Source organism: Fictibacillus sp. NRS-1165 (genome assembly GCF_050468105.1).
Taxonomy (GTDB): domain Bacteria; phylum Bacillota; class Bacilli; order Bacillales; family Fictibacillaceae; genus Fictibacillus_C; species Fictibacillus_C terrinigri.
In genome coordinates this window covers 89489-106568 of sequence record NZ_JBDPNU010000019.1, presented here as the reverse complement: position 1 = coordinate 106568, position 17080 = coordinate 89489, and the positions used below count along the sequence as shown (strand labels likewise).

Here is a 17080-nt window from a genome sequence, read left to right as displayed (position 1 = left end):
ATGGGCACTTCATTGTTATTTCAGCCAAAATGGCGGATAATCGACCAGTCCAGTCTCGGTCCGTCCTTTGACGCCCTGCAGTCTTTTGCGATGGATGATACGCTCTGTACGTCGATCGGGGCGGGTGAATCTTCACCCACTGTCCGTACATGGGTGCACCACAACACCGTTGTCCTCGGCATCCAGGATACCCGCCTTCCCCATCTGCATGAAGGGATGCAAGTTTTAAAATCAAAGGGATACCGTGTGATTGTCCGTAATTCAGGCGGACTAGCCGTCGTGCTTGATGAAGGAGTATTGAATATTTCAATCATTCTTCCCGAAAAAGAAAGCAGTATCGAAATCAACAAGGGATATGACACGATGGTCGAACTCATACAAAAAATGCTGAGCCCCTATGATGTCATGTTTGATGCACGGGAAATCCATGGGTCGTATTGCCCGGGAAGCTATGATCTGAGTGTAGGCGGGAAGAAGTTTGCAGGTATCTCGCAGCGGCGCATCCGCAATGGAGCAGCTGTGCAGATCTACTTATGTGTGAACGGAAGCGGTGCTGAAAGAGCCGAGGCCATCCGGGATTTTTATCAACATGGCCTTCAGGGTGAGCCTACTAAATTCGTCTATCCCGACATACAGCCTGAAGTAATGGCTTCTTTATCTGAATTGGCAGGATTGGAGCTCACCGTCGCCGGCTTGATGACAAGACTCTTATATGTATTAAAAGAAGAAAGCAGTCATCTCGTTTCATCTCCACTTTCCGTTAACGAGATTCAAATATATGACTACAACTATCAGCGGGTATGGGAACGAAATGTAAAAGCACTGGAGGTTTAATCTCCAGTGCTTTTTTATGTGTTGTCCAGCTTCAGCATAAAAGATGAAATATGAATTTTATTTCATCCTAGTCCTCTGAGGATGTATTGAAAAACACAATTCTTCTTTGGCCGCTTGTCGGACCTTAACAGAGCGCTTGCGCTTTCCTATAATGCCTGCATCGCTGTAATAAGAGCGAGCTTGTACACGTCCTCCTCGTTGCAGCCGCGGGAAAGGTCGTTAACCGGCATGTTTAGTCCTTGCAGTATCGGTCCGATCGCGTCAAAACCGCCAAGGCGCTGAACCATCTTATACCCGATGTTTCCTGTTTCGAGTCCAGGGAAGATAAATACGTTCGCTTCGCCTTTTAAAGGAGAATCCGGTGCTTTTTTCTGAGCTACGGAAGAAACAAAAGCCGCGTCGAACTGAAGTTCGCCGTCAAACGGAAAATCTGGGTTCATGCCGCTCAGCAGCTCGGTCGCTTCTACTACTTTTTCAGTTTCAGCCGATTTAGCGGACCCTTTCGTTGAAAAGCTTAGGAGTGCCACTTTCGGGTCGATGCCGAATACTCTTGCCGTATGCGCGCTCACTAATGCAGATTCAGCAAGGTCGGCGCTTGAAGGGGCGATGTTGATCGCACAATCGGCAAACACATATTTCTCTTCGCCTTTAACCATGATAAATGCGCCGGACGTTTTCTTGATGCCTTCTTTTGTTTTAATGATCTGCAGGGCAGGGCGAACCGTATCCGCGGTAGAATGGGCAGCTCCGCTCACTAGCCCATGAGCTTTCCCTGTGTAGACCAGCATGGTTCCGAAGTAGTTTTCATCCGTAAGGATCTGGCGAGCTTGTTCTTCTGTCGCCTTCCCTTTTCGGCGTTCCACGAATGATGCCACCAGGCTGTCGAATTCAGCGTACTGTTTAGGGTCGATTAATTCCATGTCACCAAGGCTGACTCCAATTTCTTTTGCTCTCGAAGTGATCTCTTCTTTATCTCCAACCAGAATGGGTTTAAGCACGTTTTCTTCAGCCAATCTCACTGCTGCAGCCAGAATTCGCTCGTCGGTTCCTTCCGGGAAAACAATCGTCGGGTTCTGCTGCTGTACCTTATCTTTTAACTCTTTAAATAAATCGCTCAAGCGAGGTCCTCCTCTTCGGGTTCATTCCATACTAGGGTACTCCTTTTCACGTCCGTTTTAAACCTATACCCTTAATTGAAAGCGCTTGTGCAAAGAAGTTGTTATATTTAGAATATACAAAGGATAAAAAGGATAAATATGGAATCTGTTTGAATCTTTTATACAAATTGATCCGTATATCTTACTATCCATTTCAAGGAGGATTTTAAGTATGTCTTTTATGAACAAAATGCTGGCCAGTGTAGGTATCGGTGCGGCAACTATTGATACGATCTTAACCAAAACCCGTTTCATTCCCGGCGAGGAAGTCACCGGAACTGTACAGATTGCCGGCGGAAAGGTTGCTCAGCCGATTGACTCGGTATCCATTTTCCTTATGACCGAATACATAAGAGAATCTGATGATAAGAAATACCGGGAACACGCAGCCGTGGCAAGCCATCGGGTGATTGATTCTTTAACCATCCAGCCGGGGGAAATAAGAAAGATACCTTTTTCGTTCCGGCTGCCTTATGATGTTCCGCTGAGCATCGGACATACACCGGTATGGCTGAAGACCGGAGCAGACATAAAGAATGCCGTCGATCCGTCAGACAAAGATTACATTACGGTTAATCCAGGACCGCTTGTCAGAAGAGCAATGGAAGCTATTGAAGGATTGGACTTTGTGCTTCGCCACACGTCTTGTGAAGCCGCTTCCCGATTTACTGGCGGCCGCCTGCCGTTTATTCAGGAATTCGAATATGTGCCGACCGGCATGTTCAGGGGAAAGTTGGATGAAGTAGAAGCAGTATTCCTAAGTGATGGAAGCTCCTTAGAGATCATTTTGGAAATCGATAAGAAAGCAAAAGGGCTTTTCGGAATGCTTGAAGAAGCGATGGATCTGGATGAAAAACATGTCAGACTTGCCTTTGCAGAACGAGAGCTCCAGGATCATTCTATTCTTAGCAGCAAAATCACCGCTGCCATTCAGCGATTCGTGTAACTTTCATCCCCGGCTGTTTCCAACGGACCGGGGTTTTTTTTTTTATTCAATCAAATGTGGTATATTGGAAAAGAGTGAAATTATCATTATGTTCCAAGGAGTGACTATACATGAGTGAAGCTGCACAAACCCTGGAAGGCTGGTACTGTCTCCATGATTTTCGTAAGATGGACTGGGTCTCCTGGAAAGCGATTTCAAGTGATGAACGAGAAGCTGCCATCAAAGAATTTATGACGTTTTTGGAAAAATGGGAAGGAGTCGAAGCCCGCAGAGAAGGCAGCCATGCCCTTTATTCGATCGTTGGCCAAAAAGCAGATTTCATGCTGATGCTGCTCCGTCCTACGATGGAAGACCTCAATGAAATCGAAAATGCGTTCAATAAAACAACATTTGCACAATATACGATACCTGCCTATTCCTATGTATCTGTGGTGGAGCTGAGCAACTATAATCCATCCAACGATGCAGACCCTGAAACAGACCCTAGGATTCAAGGACGGTTAAAACCGGAGCTTCCGAAATGGAAATATGTCTGCTTCTATCCAATGGACAAGCGCCGGGAAGGAAACGACAATTGGTATATGCTTCCGATGGAAGAACGCAAAAAGTTGATGTACAGCCACGGCATGATCGGCCGAAGCTATGCGGGCAAAGTCAAACAGATCATCACTGGCTCTGTCGGATTCGATGACTGGGAATGGGGGGTCACACTCTTCGCCAATGACGTTCTTCAGTTTAAAAAACTCGTCTATGAGATGAGATTTGATGAAGTAAGTGCACGCTACGGTGAATTCGGTTCATTCTATGTCGGGAATCAGCTTACAAAAGAAGCCGTACCTGGCTATTTACACGTTTAAGGAAAAGCGGAAGCGCACTTCTTAGGCCCGACAAGCGCTGAAGCTTTAAAATAAAACGCCTCCCTAGGGCTGGTTCTCATGCCGCGCAAGTAAGCCGGACATGCGAGCCAGCTTTTTTTTGGTCTAACAGGCTGCATGTTCACATATGATGAAATGTAGTTTTATGGACTCCTTCACTACTCTATCAATCATTAAGAAACCTATACCGGTCCGTAAGTTTACCAAAACCTTTTGTATAAGGGGGATTTCAAGTATGACGAATTACAGGCAAACACAAGGCCAGCAAACAGGCGGGGGTATGCCGCCATACTATGGCAGCATGACTCAATCCGGCCAGATGGGAATGGGTCAGGGTCAGATGCCGCAGGGACAGCAAGGACAGGGAGGATATGCAGGGCCTGGGATGATCCCGGACATGACGATGCCGCCCCAAGGGCTTGGAGCGGCATACGGCCAGTTCCCAACTGATATTGCAGCGCCTGGACAGCTCCCGCTGGAACAATCCTATATTGAAAACATCCTGCGTTTAAACAAAGGAAAAGTAGCGACAGTCTATCAAACATTCGAAGGAAGTGATAAGTGGAATTCCAAAGTATTCAGAGGAGTGATAGAAGCTGCAGGACGCGACCACATTATCCTGAGCGATCCACAGACCGGAAAACGCTATCTTCTTCTCATGGTATTCGTCAACTATATTACGTTCGATGAAGAAATTGAATATACCTATCCTTATGGCGGGGCTCAGGGAGAGCAGCAGCAGGGGCAAAGCCAGGGACAGTCTCAAGGACAGCCGATGTCGACCTACAGCCCAAGATAAAACGATAAAAAAGAGCTTTGCCATAAGCAAAGCTCTTTTCCTTTTTACAGCCCTTTTACTGCTGCTATGATGAATAGTACCCAGCCGACAATAAATGCCACTCCGCCAAACGGCGTGATGATGCCGAGCTTCGAAATACCGGTTGTGCTTAATGCGTACAAGCTGCCGGAAAACAGGATAATCCCAATGAACATCAGCCAGCCTGACCAATGCAATGCTCCTGAGTTTGCCAGTTTTCCCGCGAGAAGGCCGACGATCAAGAGCCCGATGGCGTGATACATATGATATTGAACACCCGTTTTATAAACTTCGAGCATCCTCTCCGATAGTTTTCCTTCCAGACCATGAGCACCGAATGCTCCCAGCACGACTGCCAGTGCAGCATTCACGGCACCCAGGATTAAAAACAGCTTCATTTCCAATCCACTCCTCTAGTTTTCTTTTATCATACCAGAAAGTAATGGAGGTTATGAAACATCCGTATTTTTCAGATCCTCTTTTTCTCTCAGCCTTTGACCGTATTGCTGCAATTTTTTTCAAGCTCTTCCTTATCAACCAGTTCATCACGCAAGTCTTTTATTACAGCTTCCAAGCTTTGTATCCTTTTTTCAAACTGCAGCATCAAATAGCCAGCCAGTAAAACCGGAAAGCCCACATTCCCAAGGAGATTTACTAGCCCTAGCCAATCATTAGCTGTATTCATTTAAGATCTCCCTCACTTTTTCAGTATATTTTTACGAACAAATGTTCGTAAAAATAGTATAAACCCGAACAGTAAAATTTACCATCATACCTTTTACCGTTTTAAAAAACAAGACTTTTTACCTAGCTGTTTTAGAAAGTTAGATGCTTTTGGAGGTGAAACATTCCAAAGCCTTTGAAACGGCCCTTTATGAATTGGTGGTCTTCCCTGATCGTCAGGAACATCTTTTATAAAGAACGAGAAGATGAGAAGAACACTCAAGAAGACGATGGGCAGATTGAATCCGGCTCCGGGCCAAACGTTTCGGACACCGCTCCCACGAGCGGAGCCCGCAAAGACTCCTCGTATTCCTGAAGCGGCATAGACAAGGCCGAGCGCTGATCCTCCTGTAATCAATCCAAGGATCGGAATACCAAGTTGCGAAATGGGTTTTCAGGAAACTTCCCATCCTTCATAATGGAGAAAAAGGTGAAAGGGTGAAGGTTTTGAAGAGAACATGGTGGAAGGAAGCAGTCGTCTATCAAGTCTATTGGCGCAGCTTTCTTGATACAGACGGAGACGGTTTTGGAGATATGGAAGGCGTCATCCAAAAGCTCGATTATATTAAAGAACTGGGAGCAGACGTGATCTGGCTCAATCCGATCTATGAGTCACCGGATCTGGACAACGGATACGACATCGCAGACTATCGTTCGGTCATGAAAAAAGCAGGAACGATGGAAACTTGGGAAAAACTGCTCAACGAAGCTCACAACAGAGGATTGAAGCTTATCATGGATTTGGTGGTTAACCATACCTCTGATCAGCATCCATGGTTCCTTGAATCTCGGTCATCAAAGGATAATCCGAAGCGAGACTGGTACATCTGGAAAGATCCTGTAGAAGGCCGGGAACCGAACAATTGGCGTTCTTATTTTTCTCCTTCTGCATGGGAATACGATTCCCATACGGATCAATATTACATGCATTCTTTTGCCGTCCAGCAGCCTGACCTCAATTGGGGGAACCCAGAAGTCAGAGAAGAAATCTACAGCATGATGAGGTTTTGGCTCGATAAAGGAATTGATGGGTTCCGTATGGACGTGATCAATCTTTTGGCCAAACAAAAAGGGTTCCCCGATGCGGGACAACCAAAGAACATTGATTACCTCGGAAATAATCCCGGCATTCACGAGTATCTTAAAGAGATGAACGAAAAAGTGCTGCGGCACTACGATGTGATGACCGTCGGCGAAATTCCGTTCGTTACACCTGAAGACGGCCTAAAATATGTTGGGGAAGACCGGCATGAACTGAACACGCTGTTCCATTTCCAAGTAGCGGACGATATGCCTTCCTGGGATATGCTCAGGTATAAGGAAATTCAGCAAACGTGGTATGAAGGCTTGCATGGAAAAGGGTGGAACTCACAATTTTTGAACAACCATGACCATACCCGGCAGGTAACACGGTACGGAAACGATCGGGAATACCGTGTGGAATCGGCTAAATTGCTCGCTACTATGGTCCATACCCTTCCTGGGATGCCTTATATTTATCAAGGTGAAGAGATTGGAATGACCGGGGTAAGGTTCGAGACGATCAATGAGTATGAGGATATCGCGATGAAAAATAAATATGGGGAAGAAACAGGAAAAGGCAGAGACCCGCAGGAGGTGCTGCGCGAGCTTCAGCCGTTAAGCCGTGATAATTCGAGGACTCCCATGCAGTGGAACACATCAAAGAACGCCGGCTTTACCAGTGGAAAGCCTTGGCTCAGCTTGAACCCGAACTACAAAGATATCAATGTTGAAAACGCACTGAACGATCCCCATTCGGTCTTTTATTTCTATAAGGAGCTGATCGCTTTGCGCAAAGAACACGACGTCATGGTTTATGGTGATTATCAGGATCTGTCAGAGGGTGAACCTTATTTGTACATTTACACCAGGAGCTTGAATGGTGTCACATGGCTGATCATGCTAAACCATAGCGATGAGCCGCATTCATTTTCGCTCCCGGCTTCCTATACGCCCAATGAAGATCATCTGGTCCTTGGAAACTATTCATCGGTCAACGGCCAAAACATCCTTCAGCCACATGAGGCAAGAATCTACCATCTATAAAAAACAGGCTTATCCATTTAGGATGAGCCTGTTTTTCTTTATTCTAGAAATCAAAAATGGAGTCGCCATTGCCTTCTTCGTCATCATCCATCTTTTTATTCGGTTTGGTCAATGGACCTGTAAATCCAGGCGGAGCCGAAATGGGGGAGGGCTCCATCCACTGGCCGGCCTCCCTGGCAGTGTCAGACTCCAGCATAAGATCGCAGAGTGTCTTAATGGCAGCCGCATTCTCCTTTGTTTTTGGCGAACCCTCCGGGAGCTGCTTCAATTCAGTCAAATGCTTTTCCATCAGTGTGATGATATGCCGAACGGAAATACTCATGATATGTTCTCCTTCCGATAAACCTTCTATGCTGTTCTTATAGTACCACATTTTTTCTTCACGAAAAAAAGACAGCCCAAAAGAGACTGCCCGACATACTCCGCGCATTTATTATTGAAATTCACAATGTTTCACGGTGATCCAGGCCGCGAAACCCTATGAATTATCCATTTTAATAGATTTTTGGATCTGCCAGCAGAATACCCTTCATATACTTCCATTTCCTTAAGTATTACTAAGTAGTATCTAGCCATTCTTAATAATATCATTTATCCTCTCCCCTCGATTTGAATTGGTTGTTCGTATTTTGTTAAGATGTATCCACCCACTTCACTTTACGGCGTTCTTGTTTATAGTTGTTGATCTGTTGGAAGAGCGGTCGTTCTTTCTTTTTAATGGCTTCAACCAGCTTGGCTGCCACGCGGTATTTCTGCTCTTTCGCACGAACCGTTTGTTCCACCTTGGTGATCATCAAGGCAACCGCTTTTTGAAACATCACGTTCACCGTAAATAGAATAATGGCTATTAAAAACACAGATTGTTCCATATCCGTTCATCCCCCTTTTTATTCGTAAATCTATTTTAATGGCTTACCAGTGTTTCCTTCGGCCAGTCCCCCTTTCTTCCTGACTAGATGCTTTCATAACTTACTATCTTATGTTCTTGATAGTTTGATTATACGAAGCGCAAAAGGAAATGTTTGTCACAATCTGCTTTGTTTCCTAGTTTTTTTCCTACATATCTTTGCGTTGTCCAACAAAATACGAACCATTCTTGAGAGCATCGTTCTGTCTGATGATGTTTCAGCCTGTTTTTTTATCGATAACACGCTTGTTTCGTCTAATAAAAACTTTTAAAATTTGATTTCTGCGGATCTTTCGATAAAATAGTAAAAAAAGAGTTCTATGGAAGGGAAGAGTAACTTGTCTATTTTAAAAGAAATTTTAGCTTACAATGAAAAGTTCGTGGAAAATAAAGAATACCAGAGATACCAGACGACGAAGTTTCCTGAGAAAAAGCTTGTTATTATTTCATGTATGGATACAAGGCTGACAGAACTTCTTCCGCAAGCCATGAATATAAAAAACGGTGACGTTAAGCATATCAAAACTGCCGGTGCGATTATTGCCCATCCTTTTGGAAGTGTCATGCGCAGTATCCTTGTCGCCATTTATGCTTTAAAAGCATCCGAGGTCTGTGTTATCGGCCATCACGACTGCGGAATGAGTGCTCTTGATCCGGATGATTTTATCGAAAAGATGAAAGATAAAGGCATCCAGGAAGAAACACTCAATACCTTAAAATACTCAGGCATGGATTTTAATCAGTGGCTCAAAGGGTTTGATAAGGTAGAGGATGCAGTGAAAGACAGCGTAAGCATGGTGAAGCATCACCCGCTTCTTCCTGAGGGTGTTCGCATTCATGGCCTCGTAATCGATCCGGAAACCGGAAAGCTCGATGTTGTGGTTGATGGGTATGAACAAGAAAAGCACTAGGGTTAGGTACGAAAAATCTGGATAGTATACCCTTCTTTGCATTAAAAAGCTCCTGGCTGTACAGTCAGGAGCTTTTTTTTGGAAGTTTTGGCAATTTGATCGAAAAGACTGTTCCTTTATTCGGTTCACTTGTCACTGTAACTTCTCCGTTATGCTGGTCAATGATTTTAAAACTTACCATCAATCCGAGCCCGGTCCCCTTATCCTTTGTTGTAAAGAACGGTTCTCCCAGCTTTTTGAGCTGATCCTTATCGAGGCCATGCCCTTCGTCTTTAACTTCAATGATTGCGTAGCCTTCGCTAATGCGTTTGACCGATACTTCAACATGGCTTCCTTTAGGAGAGGCTTCCACTGCATTCTTAATCAGATTGATGAAAACTTGTTTCAGGGAGTTTGAATCACCCCTGATCCGGCAGTCATCCTGAATCCCATTTTTGATTGAAATATTGGAGAGGCTGGCAAACGCCTCCATCAGCAGCAAGGTTTCCTTTACAAGCCCGGACAAATCCACTTCCTCATACGTGAACTGCTTCACTCTTGCCAGCTGCATGTATTCCTCTAAAATCCTGTTCATCCTATTAATTTCCGTCAGCATGATCGTCGTGTACTCATCGGAAATATGCTCCTCCTGCATGAACTGCACGAATCCTGACAGAATGGCCAGCGGATTTTTGATTTCATGGGCAACACCCGCAGCCAGCTGGCCGATGACTGAAAGTTTTTCTGACTGTATGATCAGTTCTTCAGTCCGCTTCGTTTCTGTGATATCACGGTAAATTCCGGCTATCGCTTTAATTGTGCCATCAGGGTTGCGGATCGGAGAAAAGGTGACAGAGACCGGAAACAGTTCTTCTGTTTTCTTTTGGTTGACCATTTCATAACCAGAAACCGCTTCTCCTTTAATCATTTTCTGAAATACCTCGCCGATCATATGCATTTGAGTAGATGGAATATGCTGAAACGGCTTTCTCAGCACTTCTTCTTCCTTCCATCCGTAAAGCTCAATGAATGCCCTGTTTACTGCGAGGACATCTCCTTTTAGGTTTTGAACGAGGATGGCATCCGCTGTCTGTGAAAAGACAGAATGAAAATATTCTTTCGATTCCACCAGCTGGCTGGCAGTATGCCTTTCCCTGTTCTCAGCCCTCATCCGGAGGTTTTCTGTAAACTGAGTCGAAAGAACAAAGAAAACTGTTAAAAAAACGAGCAACAATAGAATAAAGACCAAATCAAAGTCTTCAACCGAGGAAAAGAGCTCCCGATCCGTAAAAAAGAAATAAGTAGACATGGCGACAGCCAAGGCACCAGAATAAATAATGACTTTGTATTGGCTGTAAATCGTGCTCAGCAAAAGGCAGAACCAAATGTAGAGATAGTTGACCAAAACAGGCTGTACGGATATTAAACAGAATAGAAAAGAAAAAATACCTGTTACGGTTAGATACATTGAAAAAACAGGTGTGCGGTTCCATACCGCAAAAAAGGTAATAAGGCCTCCAATGCTAAACCCTACCGGCAGCATGAACGAAACAATATCGCGGTCGAAAATATAATCAAAGAGAACATCAATAACAAAAAATCCCCACAACAATTTATAAAGGAGCTTATTTCTTTTCTTGATTAAGATTAATTGATCATCTGTAAAACCATTCACTGTTCGGGCTCCTTCATCCAGTAATCACTCCAACAACTGGATTATATCACAAATAAAGGGGTTGCCTGCGGAACAAAAAAGCTTAAACCTTCCCATTACGGAGAGGGTTTAAGCTGGTCTGGCTTGCTGCGGCCTATTTGTTCAGTTTTGTGATTCTGCCTTCAACTTTAGGATCCACTGTACCTTTGGCTTTGATGTATTTCACAAATGCTTCAAGATCTACGATATCAATCTCAGAGTTTTTGCCGTTCTTTAAGGTTGTGTATCCATCTCCGCCGCCTGCCATAAAGTTATTCACCGTGACAGAATAGGTTTTGGCCGGATCCACAGGATTTCCATCAGGAAGCGTGATGCTCACGATCCGTTCTCCTGCCGCCTTTGAATCGTCATAGGAAAACTTCAGCCCTGAAATCTGAAGGATCTTTGCACGTGTCGGGTCTGCCCATTGCTCCTCCAAAAGACTTCTAACTTGAGCACCGGTCATATCCATTTTCACAAGGTCATTTCCGAAAGGCTGAACGGTAAACGCTTCTTTCCACGTAATTTTTCCTGCGTCAATATCTGCACGCACTCCGCCTGGGTTCATAAAGGCGAAATTGGTCTTCGTCTGTTCTTTCATGGAGTCCGCGATCAAGTTCCCCATTGGAGATTCGCCGTCTGCATTCGCATCTTTGCTGATGTAGTTAGGTGTGTCTCCGATTTCTTCGTTTAGAATAGGAGCAACATCTGCTACGTATTTATCAACAAATGCTTTAATATCAGGATCCGGCGCAATTTTCCCACGGTCTACAGTGACGACTTCCGCGTTCTTTTTTACGATATCCTGTGTTTTTGGATCGATAACAAGATCTACATCAGAGAATGCGGTTCCTGAAGAATAGGATTGAACGAGAAGCTTGTTGTCGACGACAGCATTCGTTAGCGCATGGTTATGGCCGCCAAACATCACGTCAACTTCATCATCCACTTTATTTGCCATATCTACCAGTTCGCCGGTTGCGTTTTGGCCGTCAGCTGTAGAGTTTGCCGGGTTGTGGGCAAGCACGACGATGGATTTAATCCCTTTTGCTTCCAGTTCTTTTGCATATTTGTTAATGGCTTCTGCCTCATCTGTAAATTGAACGCCTTCCACGCCGCTTGGAATAACGATGCTTGGTGTATCAGATAGGACCACGCCGATGATGCCTATCTTTGCTCCGCCTACTTCTTTGATCACATAAGGATCAAGAAGAGGCTTGTTCGTGCTTTTGTCGATGACATTCGCTGCTACATAAGGAAAGCTTGCACCTTCAAACTTGCCGTATTTCGCTTCTGTCTTCGGGTGGCTCCCCCCAAGGATCAGACGCATCATTTCTTTTACGCCTTCATCAAACTCATGGTTTCCGATGGTTCCCGCATCAAAGCCCAATTTGTTCAGGAAACGGATCGTAGGCTCGTCCTGCAGCAAAGCAGATACTGGAGAGCTGGCTCCAACCGCATCACCTGCATGCAGGAGCAATGTATTAGGATTGGCTGCTTCACGCTGTTTTAAGTAAGCGGCTAGAAATTCTGCCCCGCCTGCATTGATCTTTGCATTGAACGTATCAAGCTGGCCATGGAAATCATTGATCCCCAACAGCTGAACATTAATGTTTTCAAGCTTTTTAAGCTTGTAAGCGTATTTCGCGAAGCCCTCTGCTGCAGAGCCCACATATTGAATAGCGCCATCCGCCGGTATTGCTTTTTGAGCGTCAGGTGTAGATTCAAAGGTTACACTCGGTTCTCCTGCTACAGAAGCAAATTTCCAGTTTTGGTCAGCAGAAGGATCGATCGTTCCGCGTTCACGGATATAATCGATGATGACTTGGCGGTTTTCGTCAGGGTACAGGTTAACTGCTGTTTTATTCTTCACGCCAGGGAACGTTCCGTTTGCACGGTAGTTATTCGTTGCGACAATAAATTCCTGGTTATTGTCAATCGGCTTGCCATTGTATTGAAGATTTTTAATACGGCTGGAATCAGGATTGATCACGTTTCCGTCTTTGTCGTATTTCGCAGGTTGTGTGACATCGACGTCATAAGTTACACCATCGATAACATCAAAGTTATACGTTGGGAAATCGTTGTTCACAAGCGCCTGCTCTTCCTTTTTAGATGGATCGATCTTGTTGAACTGCCCAGCAGACATCTCGAGCCATTCCTTCACATCAGAGCCTTTTACTTTGACTGTGGCTACCGTGTTCGGATACAGATATAGATCAGAGACGTTCTTGATCGCAATCGTGCCTTTTGGAATATTGGTGTAGTAGTTCGCACCGTTTCTTCCGCCTGCTTTAAATGGAGCCCCTGCAGATAATACCGGCAGGCCTTCATCCTTCGTTCCTTTTAATTGCTTTTCAACGTACCATTTTTGTGCGTTCGTTACGATTTGAATGGATGGATCATCCTGGACAAGTGCGAAGTAGCTGTTGATGTCAGCACTTGTCTGTCCAACCGGCTGGCGGACATAATCGATGGTCCCTTTATGGTCTTTATTAATCGCCTTAATGATGCTTTCATCGGTTTTGGCGAGGCTTTTCTTGTTTACTTTGTCATAGACCGCCCGTAATGAAGTCTTCGCTTTGGCGATAGACCATTTTCCTTTGGCTTTTACAAGGCCAAGGTCCATTACCCCAAGCTGGTTACCCCAGTTTCCAGGCATGATGACCGGCTTGCCGTTAATCGTACCGTTCTTTTCATCCACACCCGGCAGGCTGGCGAAATCGCCAGGGAACGTTTTATGATTGTGTCCTGAAATAATCGCATCGATGCCTTTGACTTTAGTAAGGTCATAAGCGGCATCCTCTTCCATCTGTTTGCGGTCCATATCTCCAATTCCGGAGTGAGCCAGAGCAACAATGATATCCGCTCCGTCTTTTTTCATTCTAGGAATATAGGATTTCACCGTTTCGACGATATCCTTTGTGATCACTTTTCCATCCAGGTTGGATTTGTCCCACATGGTGATCTGAGGAGTAACAGCACCAATCACACCGACTTTAATGACGTGCTTATTCCCTTTTGCATCGACGACTTTCTTTTTAATAATTTTATAAGGTTTAAAATAGTTCCTGTCGTTATAAGGGTTTTTATCATGATCATCTTTAAAAACGTTGGAGTTCACGTACGGGAACGGAGCATCATCCAATACTTCCTGAAGGTAATCAAGACCATAGTTAAACTCATGGTTTCCTACCGTTGCCGCATCATACTTTAATAGCTCCATCGCTTTGAAAACCGGATGCATTTCCCCGTTCTCAAGCTTGTCCACTTTCGCTTTGTAATCTCCCAGCGGATTTCCCTGAATCAAATCGCCATTGTCAAAAAGGAGAGTATTCTTGGCTTCGCTTCTCGCCTTTTTGATGAGGGTTGCTGTTTTTGCGAAACCGAATTCATCTGTTTCTGCATCTTTATAATAATCATAGTTTGCGATATGGGTGTGGATATCGGTTGTACCAAGAATCCTAAGCTGGACCGATTCCGTTTTGCTCTGTGTTTTCGGCATTACTGCAGCATGGACCGAATCCATAGTAAACGGTGAAGCAAGTACGGTTAATGCCATTGTTGATGCCAGTAAAGAATGTCCCATGGAAGTAAAGGACTTTTTCCCCATACGTATCCCCCTAAAATCATTCAGTTATTTTATTGCCAATTTAATTATATATTTTGAAAATAAAAATTAAAGACTTTATTCGTAAAATAAAGGTAAATATATGATATTTTTGTAAAATTAATAAGAAAGACCTACAATTTCAGTTCTTTAAACCTATAAAACACACTATTTCATTCCGCTTTTGAATACGGAAAAGGAACGATAAAAAAAAGCCGCCGGATTTCAGTCCCGGCAGCTTTTCTTACTGGAATACAACAGGTTTTTGATTTTCTTTTATAGGTGAAAACTCATAGCCTTGCTTTTGAAGCGCGTGAAGCAGGGCCGGAAGATCCCGAGCGGTCATTTCCTTATCATGCATGACGATGACCGGGTCTTGCTGGTTCATCTCAACTATTTCTACTTGCTCCATCGTTTTACTGACCCAGCTGTCATCATTGCTGCCCCAGTCCACACTGTCAACGTTCCAATCCCACATGATAAATCCGTTCCGCTTCAATGCCTCTATATAAGCAGGTTTCATGTCCGGCACACTCCCGTATGGCACACGAACAAGATTGGAACGCTCACCCGTGATGTTTTCCATCGTTTGGCGGCATGTTTTCATTTCACCCGCAACCGTTGAAGCACTGTGATAAAACGCTTCTTTATCGTGGGTCACACCATGGCATCCAACCGCATTTTGGCTAAAAGCCAATCTCAAGGTTTCCACAGGGTATTGTTTCATATGAGGTGAAAGCATAAAAAAAGTCGCAGAAGCGTGATAGTCATTTAAGTCACTAATGAGTTCGTCCGTCGTTTCCGATGGTCCATCATCAAACGTTAAATACACTTTTTTATGTTCCGGTTCGCGTTCTGCTTTAACCTTGTTTTCATCCAAGGGCAGCGCCAGGATGGCTAAATAGAGTATCGCCAGCACTCCCATTGTTTTAAATGCGATTTTCACAATCATCCCTCCTACCCACAAGCTATTCGGAGGAAACGATTCTTTTACCGGGATATCGATGGCTTCCAGTTAAAAATGCTCCTATTTAAGGGTGCCAAAGGATACCGAGTTTTGAAAATATCCGGAAGGCCTACATAAAAAAGGGATTCTTCAACAGATGAAGCACCCCATGGGTCATGCGGACCGTCTTCCTTTAATTAATTTGAAAACAAGGACGACAACGGCCGCAATCAGAAGAATATGAATAATACCGCCAGCGATCTTAAAAATAAGTCCCAACAGCCATAGTACGATTAATATACCAATAATTGTCCAGATCATTTGGGTCTCTTCCTTTCTTGTTTCATTTCTCCTTATTTTCCCCAAAGTAAGGAGCATAAAACGCCAGGATCATTTTTCCATGTTTACAAAGACTGAAAAACGTGTACATAACAACTGTAATTCATTAAAAAGGAGGAATTTAACCATGGCTGTTAAACCGTTAGTACGGGAATTTTCTACAGAACAAGAAGTTATTTCTGCGGTTAACGAACTGGAAACTCGAGGAATCGACCACGATGATATCTACGTCCTTGCACATGAGAGGGATGACACGCGTGATATCGCAGATGCTGCAGACGCAAACACCATCGGAACGGCAGAAGAGGGACTAGGAACTGCCGTTAAAAATCTCTTCCAAAAACGCGGGGATGAATTGCGCAGCAAACTTGAGGAAGTCGGGTTAAGCTCCATTGAAGCACAGCAGTACGAAAGAAAGCTCGATGAAGGTAAAGTTCTTGTGCTTGTAAAAGGAGATAACAATCTCGACACTTGGGTGTAAGGTTAAATGATTAAAATGGGACAGGGTCACGTGTTGTGAAGCCTGTCCCTTTTTTCGTGTAAAAATAGAGATGTCCACTCTTGTCATTATTTGTGTATCAACCGATTGAACATAAAGGAGCAGTTTTTGAACATCAATTCTATTTTTTGAACATAACCTTGCCGACGTTGGCCCGTTATAATTTTACAGAGTTTTGTCAAAACTGAAAACAGCGATATAATGTTAGTATAATAGAGTGATAGATACATAAAGGAGGCTGGAAAAATGAGTAAAGAAAGCTCGTTTGACATTGTTTCTAAAGTTGATTTGTCTGAAGTGGATAACGCGATCAATATCGCCATGAAGGAAATTACGAACCGCTATGACTTTAAAGGCAGCAAAAGTGATATTTCATTGGATAAAGCCAACCAGGAGCTAACCCTTATTTCTGATGATGAATTTAAAATGGAGCAGCTGAAGGACGTCTTGATCAGCAAACTGATTAAACGGGATGTCCCGATCAAGAACCTGGATTACTCCAAAATTGAGCAGGCTTCCGGCGGTACGGTTCGCCAGCGCGCCAAGCTCGTCCAAGGGATCGACAAAGAAAATGCCAAAAAAATCAACACCATCATTAAAAATTCCGGCGTGAAAGTGAAAAGCCAGGTGCAGGATGATCAGGTGCGTGTGTCCGGAAAAAGCCGCGACGACCTTCAACAGATTATCGCCGCCATCCGCCAGGCAGACTTGCCCATTGAAGTACAATTTATCAATTACCGCTAAAAGCTGAGTCATTCTCAAGCGATGAGCAGCAGG

The 17080-nt window shown here is 44.2% G+C and carries 17 protein-coding genes; 8 read left to right on the top strand and 9 right to left on the bottom strand.

The features are described 5' to 3' along the window. The gene (locus ABHN01_RS07605; RefSeq protein WP_429875030.1) at positions 1-834 is read left to right on the top strand and encodes a lipoate--protein ligase family protein; all 834 of its coding nucleotides are present in this window, start codon (positions 1-3) and stop codon (positions 832-834) included. A gap of 146 nt (positions 835-980) precedes the next feature. Here ABHN01_RS07605 and pta read toward each other — a convergent pair whose 3' ends face one another. Then, positions 981-1952, bottom strand: coding sequence for a phosphate acetyltransferase (gene pta, locus ABHN01_RS07600; RefSeq protein WP_429875029.1), 972 nt, complete (start codon positions 1950-1952; stop codon positions 981-983). Between the two features lie 211 nt (positions 1953-2163). Between pta and ABHN01_RS07595 the strand changes: the two genes are divergently transcribed. The 3 genes from ABHN01_RS07595 to gerQ all read left to right on the top strand — a co-directional run bounded on the left by ABHN01_RS07595 (position 2164) and on the right by gerQ (position 4611). Further along, positions 2164-2937: a sporulation protein gene (locus ABHN01_RS07595; RefSeq protein WP_429875028.1), complete on the top strand. Its 774-nt coding sequence runs from the start codon at positions 2164-2166 to the stop codon at positions 2935-2937. A 110-nt stretch (positions 2938-3047) separates the two neighbouring features. Next, on the top strand, positions 3048-3794 hold the full coding sequence (gene hemQ, locus ABHN01_RS07590; RefSeq protein ID WP_290397692.1) for a hydrogen peroxide-dependent heme synthase: 747 nt from the start codon (positions 3048-3050) through the stop codon (positions 3792-3794). 253 nt (positions 3795-4047) lie between these two features. After that, positions 4048-4611: a spore coat protein GerQ gene (gerQ, locus tag ABHN01_RS07585; RefSeq protein ID WP_425589528.1), complete on the top strand. Its 564-nt coding sequence runs from the start codon at positions 4048-4050 to the stop codon at positions 4609-4611. Positions 4612-4655: 44 nt separating this feature from the next. On the opposite strand, the gene ABHN01_RS07580 is transcribed toward gerQ, so the two are convergent. Both ABHN01_RS07580 and ABHN01_RS07575 read right to left on the bottom strand, forming a co-directional pair. Next, positions 4656-5027, bottom strand: coding sequence for a DUF423 domain-containing protein (locus tag ABHN01_RS07580; protein ID WP_429875027.1), 372 nt, complete (start codon positions 5025-5027; stop codon positions 4656-4658). Between the two features lie 89 nt (positions 5028-5116). Further along, on the bottom strand, positions 5117-5314 hold the full coding sequence (locus tag ABHN01_RS07575) for a YvrJ family protein (protein ID WP_429875026.1): 198 nt from the start codon (positions 5312-5314) through the stop codon (positions 5117-5119). A 485-nt stretch (positions 5315-5799) separates the two neighbouring features. Between ABHN01_RS07575 and ABHN01_RS07570 the strand changes: the two genes are divergently transcribed. Continuing rightward, positions 5800-7419, top strand: coding sequence for a glycoside hydrolase family 13 protein (locus tag ABHN01_RS07570; RefSeq protein WP_429875025.1), 1620 nt, complete (start codon positions 5800-5802; stop codon positions 7417-7419). Between the two features lie 43 nt (positions 7420-7462). Here ABHN01_RS07570 and ABHN01_RS07565 read toward each other — a convergent pair whose 3' ends face one another. Next, the gene (locus ABHN01_RS07565) at positions 7463-7741 is read right to left on the bottom strand and encodes a YwdI family protein (protein ID WP_429875024.1); all 279 of its coding nucleotides are present in this window, start codon (positions 7739-7741) and stop codon (positions 7463-7465) included. 310 nt (positions 7742-8051) lie between these two features. Then, positions 8052-8288, bottom strand: coding sequence for a hypothetical protein (locus tag ABHN01_RS07560; RefSeq protein WP_429875023.1), 237 nt, complete (start codon positions 8286-8288; stop codon positions 8052-8054). Positions 8289-8664: 376 nt separating this feature from the next. On the opposite strand from ABHN01_RS07560, the gene ABHN01_RS07555 reads away from it, so the two are divergent. Next, on the top strand, positions 8665-9237 hold the full coding sequence (locus tag ABHN01_RS07555; RefSeq protein WP_429875022.1) for a beta-class carbonic anhydrase: 573 nt from the start codon (positions 8665-8667) through the stop codon (positions 9235-9237). 64 nt (positions 9238-9301) lie between these two features. On the opposite strand, the gene ABHN01_RS07550 is transcribed toward ABHN01_RS07555, so the two are convergent. From ABHN01_RS07550 to ABHN01_RS07535, 4 genes are all read right to left on the bottom strand, one after another. Further along, positions 9302-10891 (bottom strand): ATP-binding protein, encoded by a 1590-nt coding sequence (locus tag ABHN01_RS07550; RefSeq protein ID WP_429875021.1) that lies wholly within the window; start codon positions 10889-10891, stop codon positions 9302-9304. Between the two features lie 133 nt (positions 10892-11024). Next, entirely contained in the window at positions 11025-14522 is a 3498-nt protein-coding gene (locus tag ABHN01_RS07545) for a bifunctional 2',3'-cyclic-nucleotide 2'-phosphodiesterase/3'-nucleotidase (RefSeq protein WP_429875020.1), read from the bottom strand. Between the two features lie 241 nt (positions 14523-14763). Continuing rightward, entirely contained in the window at positions 14764-15465 is a 702-nt protein-coding gene (locus ABHN01_RS07540) for a polysaccharide deacetylase family protein (RefSeq protein ID WP_429875019.1), read from the bottom strand. A 174-nt stretch (positions 15466-15639) separates the two neighbouring features. Beyond that, entirely contained in the window at positions 15640-15786 is a 147-nt protein-coding gene (locus ABHN01_RS07535) for a lmo0937 family membrane protein (RefSeq protein ID WP_290397682.1), read from the bottom strand. Between the two features lie 145 nt (positions 15787-15931). Between ABHN01_RS07535 and ABHN01_RS07530 the strand changes: the two genes are divergently transcribed. Beyond that, positions 15932-16285 (top strand): general stress protein, encoded by a 354-nt coding sequence (locus tag ABHN01_RS07530; RefSeq protein ID WP_429875018.1) that lies wholly within the window; start codon positions 15932-15934, stop codon positions 16283-16285. 264 nt (positions 16286-16549) lie between these two features. Beyond that, on the top strand, positions 16550-17047 hold the full coding sequence (locus ABHN01_RS07525) for a YajQ family cyclic di-GMP-binding protein (protein ID WP_290397680.1): 498 nt from the start codon (positions 16550-16552) through the stop codon (positions 17045-17047). The last annotated feature ends 33 nt before the right edge of the window (positions 17048-17080 follow it).

Bases quoted from the DNA above. Each gene is read 5' to 3' on its own strand.
- ABHN01_RS07580 (WP_429875027.1), bottom strand. From the start codon at position 5,027: ATGAAGCTGTTTTTAATCCTGGGTGCCGTGAATGCTGCACTGGCAGTC.
- gerQ (WP_425589528.1), top strand. From the start codon at position 4,048: ATGACGAATTACAGGCAAACACAAGGCCAGCAAACAGGCGGGGGTATG.
- hemQ (WP_290397692.1), top strand. From the start codon at position 3,048: ATGAGTGAAGCTGCACAAACCCTGGAAGGCTGGTACTGTCTCCATGAT.
- ABHN01_RS07575 (WP_429875026.1), bottom strand. From the start codon at position 5,314: ATGAATACAGCTAATGATTGGCTAGGGCTAGTAAATCTCCTTGGGAAT.
- ABHN01_RS07535 (WP_290397682.1), bottom strand. From the start codon at position 15,786: ATGATCTGGACAATTATTGGTATATTAATCGTACTATGGCTGTTGGGA.
- ABHN01_RS07525 (WP_290397680.1), top strand. From the start codon at position 16,550: ATGAGTAAAGAAAGCTCGTTTGACATTGTTTCTAAAGTTGATTTGTCT.
- ABHN01_RS07545 (WP_429875020.1), bottom strand. From the start codon at position 14,522: ATGGGGAAAAAGTCCTTTACTTCCATGGGACATTCTTTACTGGCATCA.
- ABHN01_RS07595 (WP_429875028.1), top strand. From the start codon at position 2,164: ATGTCTTTTATGAACAAAATGCTGGCCAGTGTAGGTATCGGTGCGGCA.
- ABHN01_RS07530 (WP_429875018.1), top strand. From the start codon at position 15,932: ATGGCTGTTAAACCGTTAGTACGGGAATTTTCTACAGAACAAGAAGTT.
- ABHN01_RS07560 (WP_429875023.1), bottom strand. From the start codon at position 8,288: ATGGAACAATCTGTGTTTTTAATAGCCATTATTCTATTTACGGTGAAC.
- ABHN01_RS07605 (WP_429875030.1), top strand. From the start codon at position 1: ATGGGCACTTCATTGTTATTTCAGCCAAAATGGCGGATAATCGACCAG.
- ABHN01_RS07565 (WP_429875024.1), bottom strand. From the start codon at position 7,741: ATGAGTATTTCCGTTCGGCATATCATCACACTGATGGAAAAGCATTTG.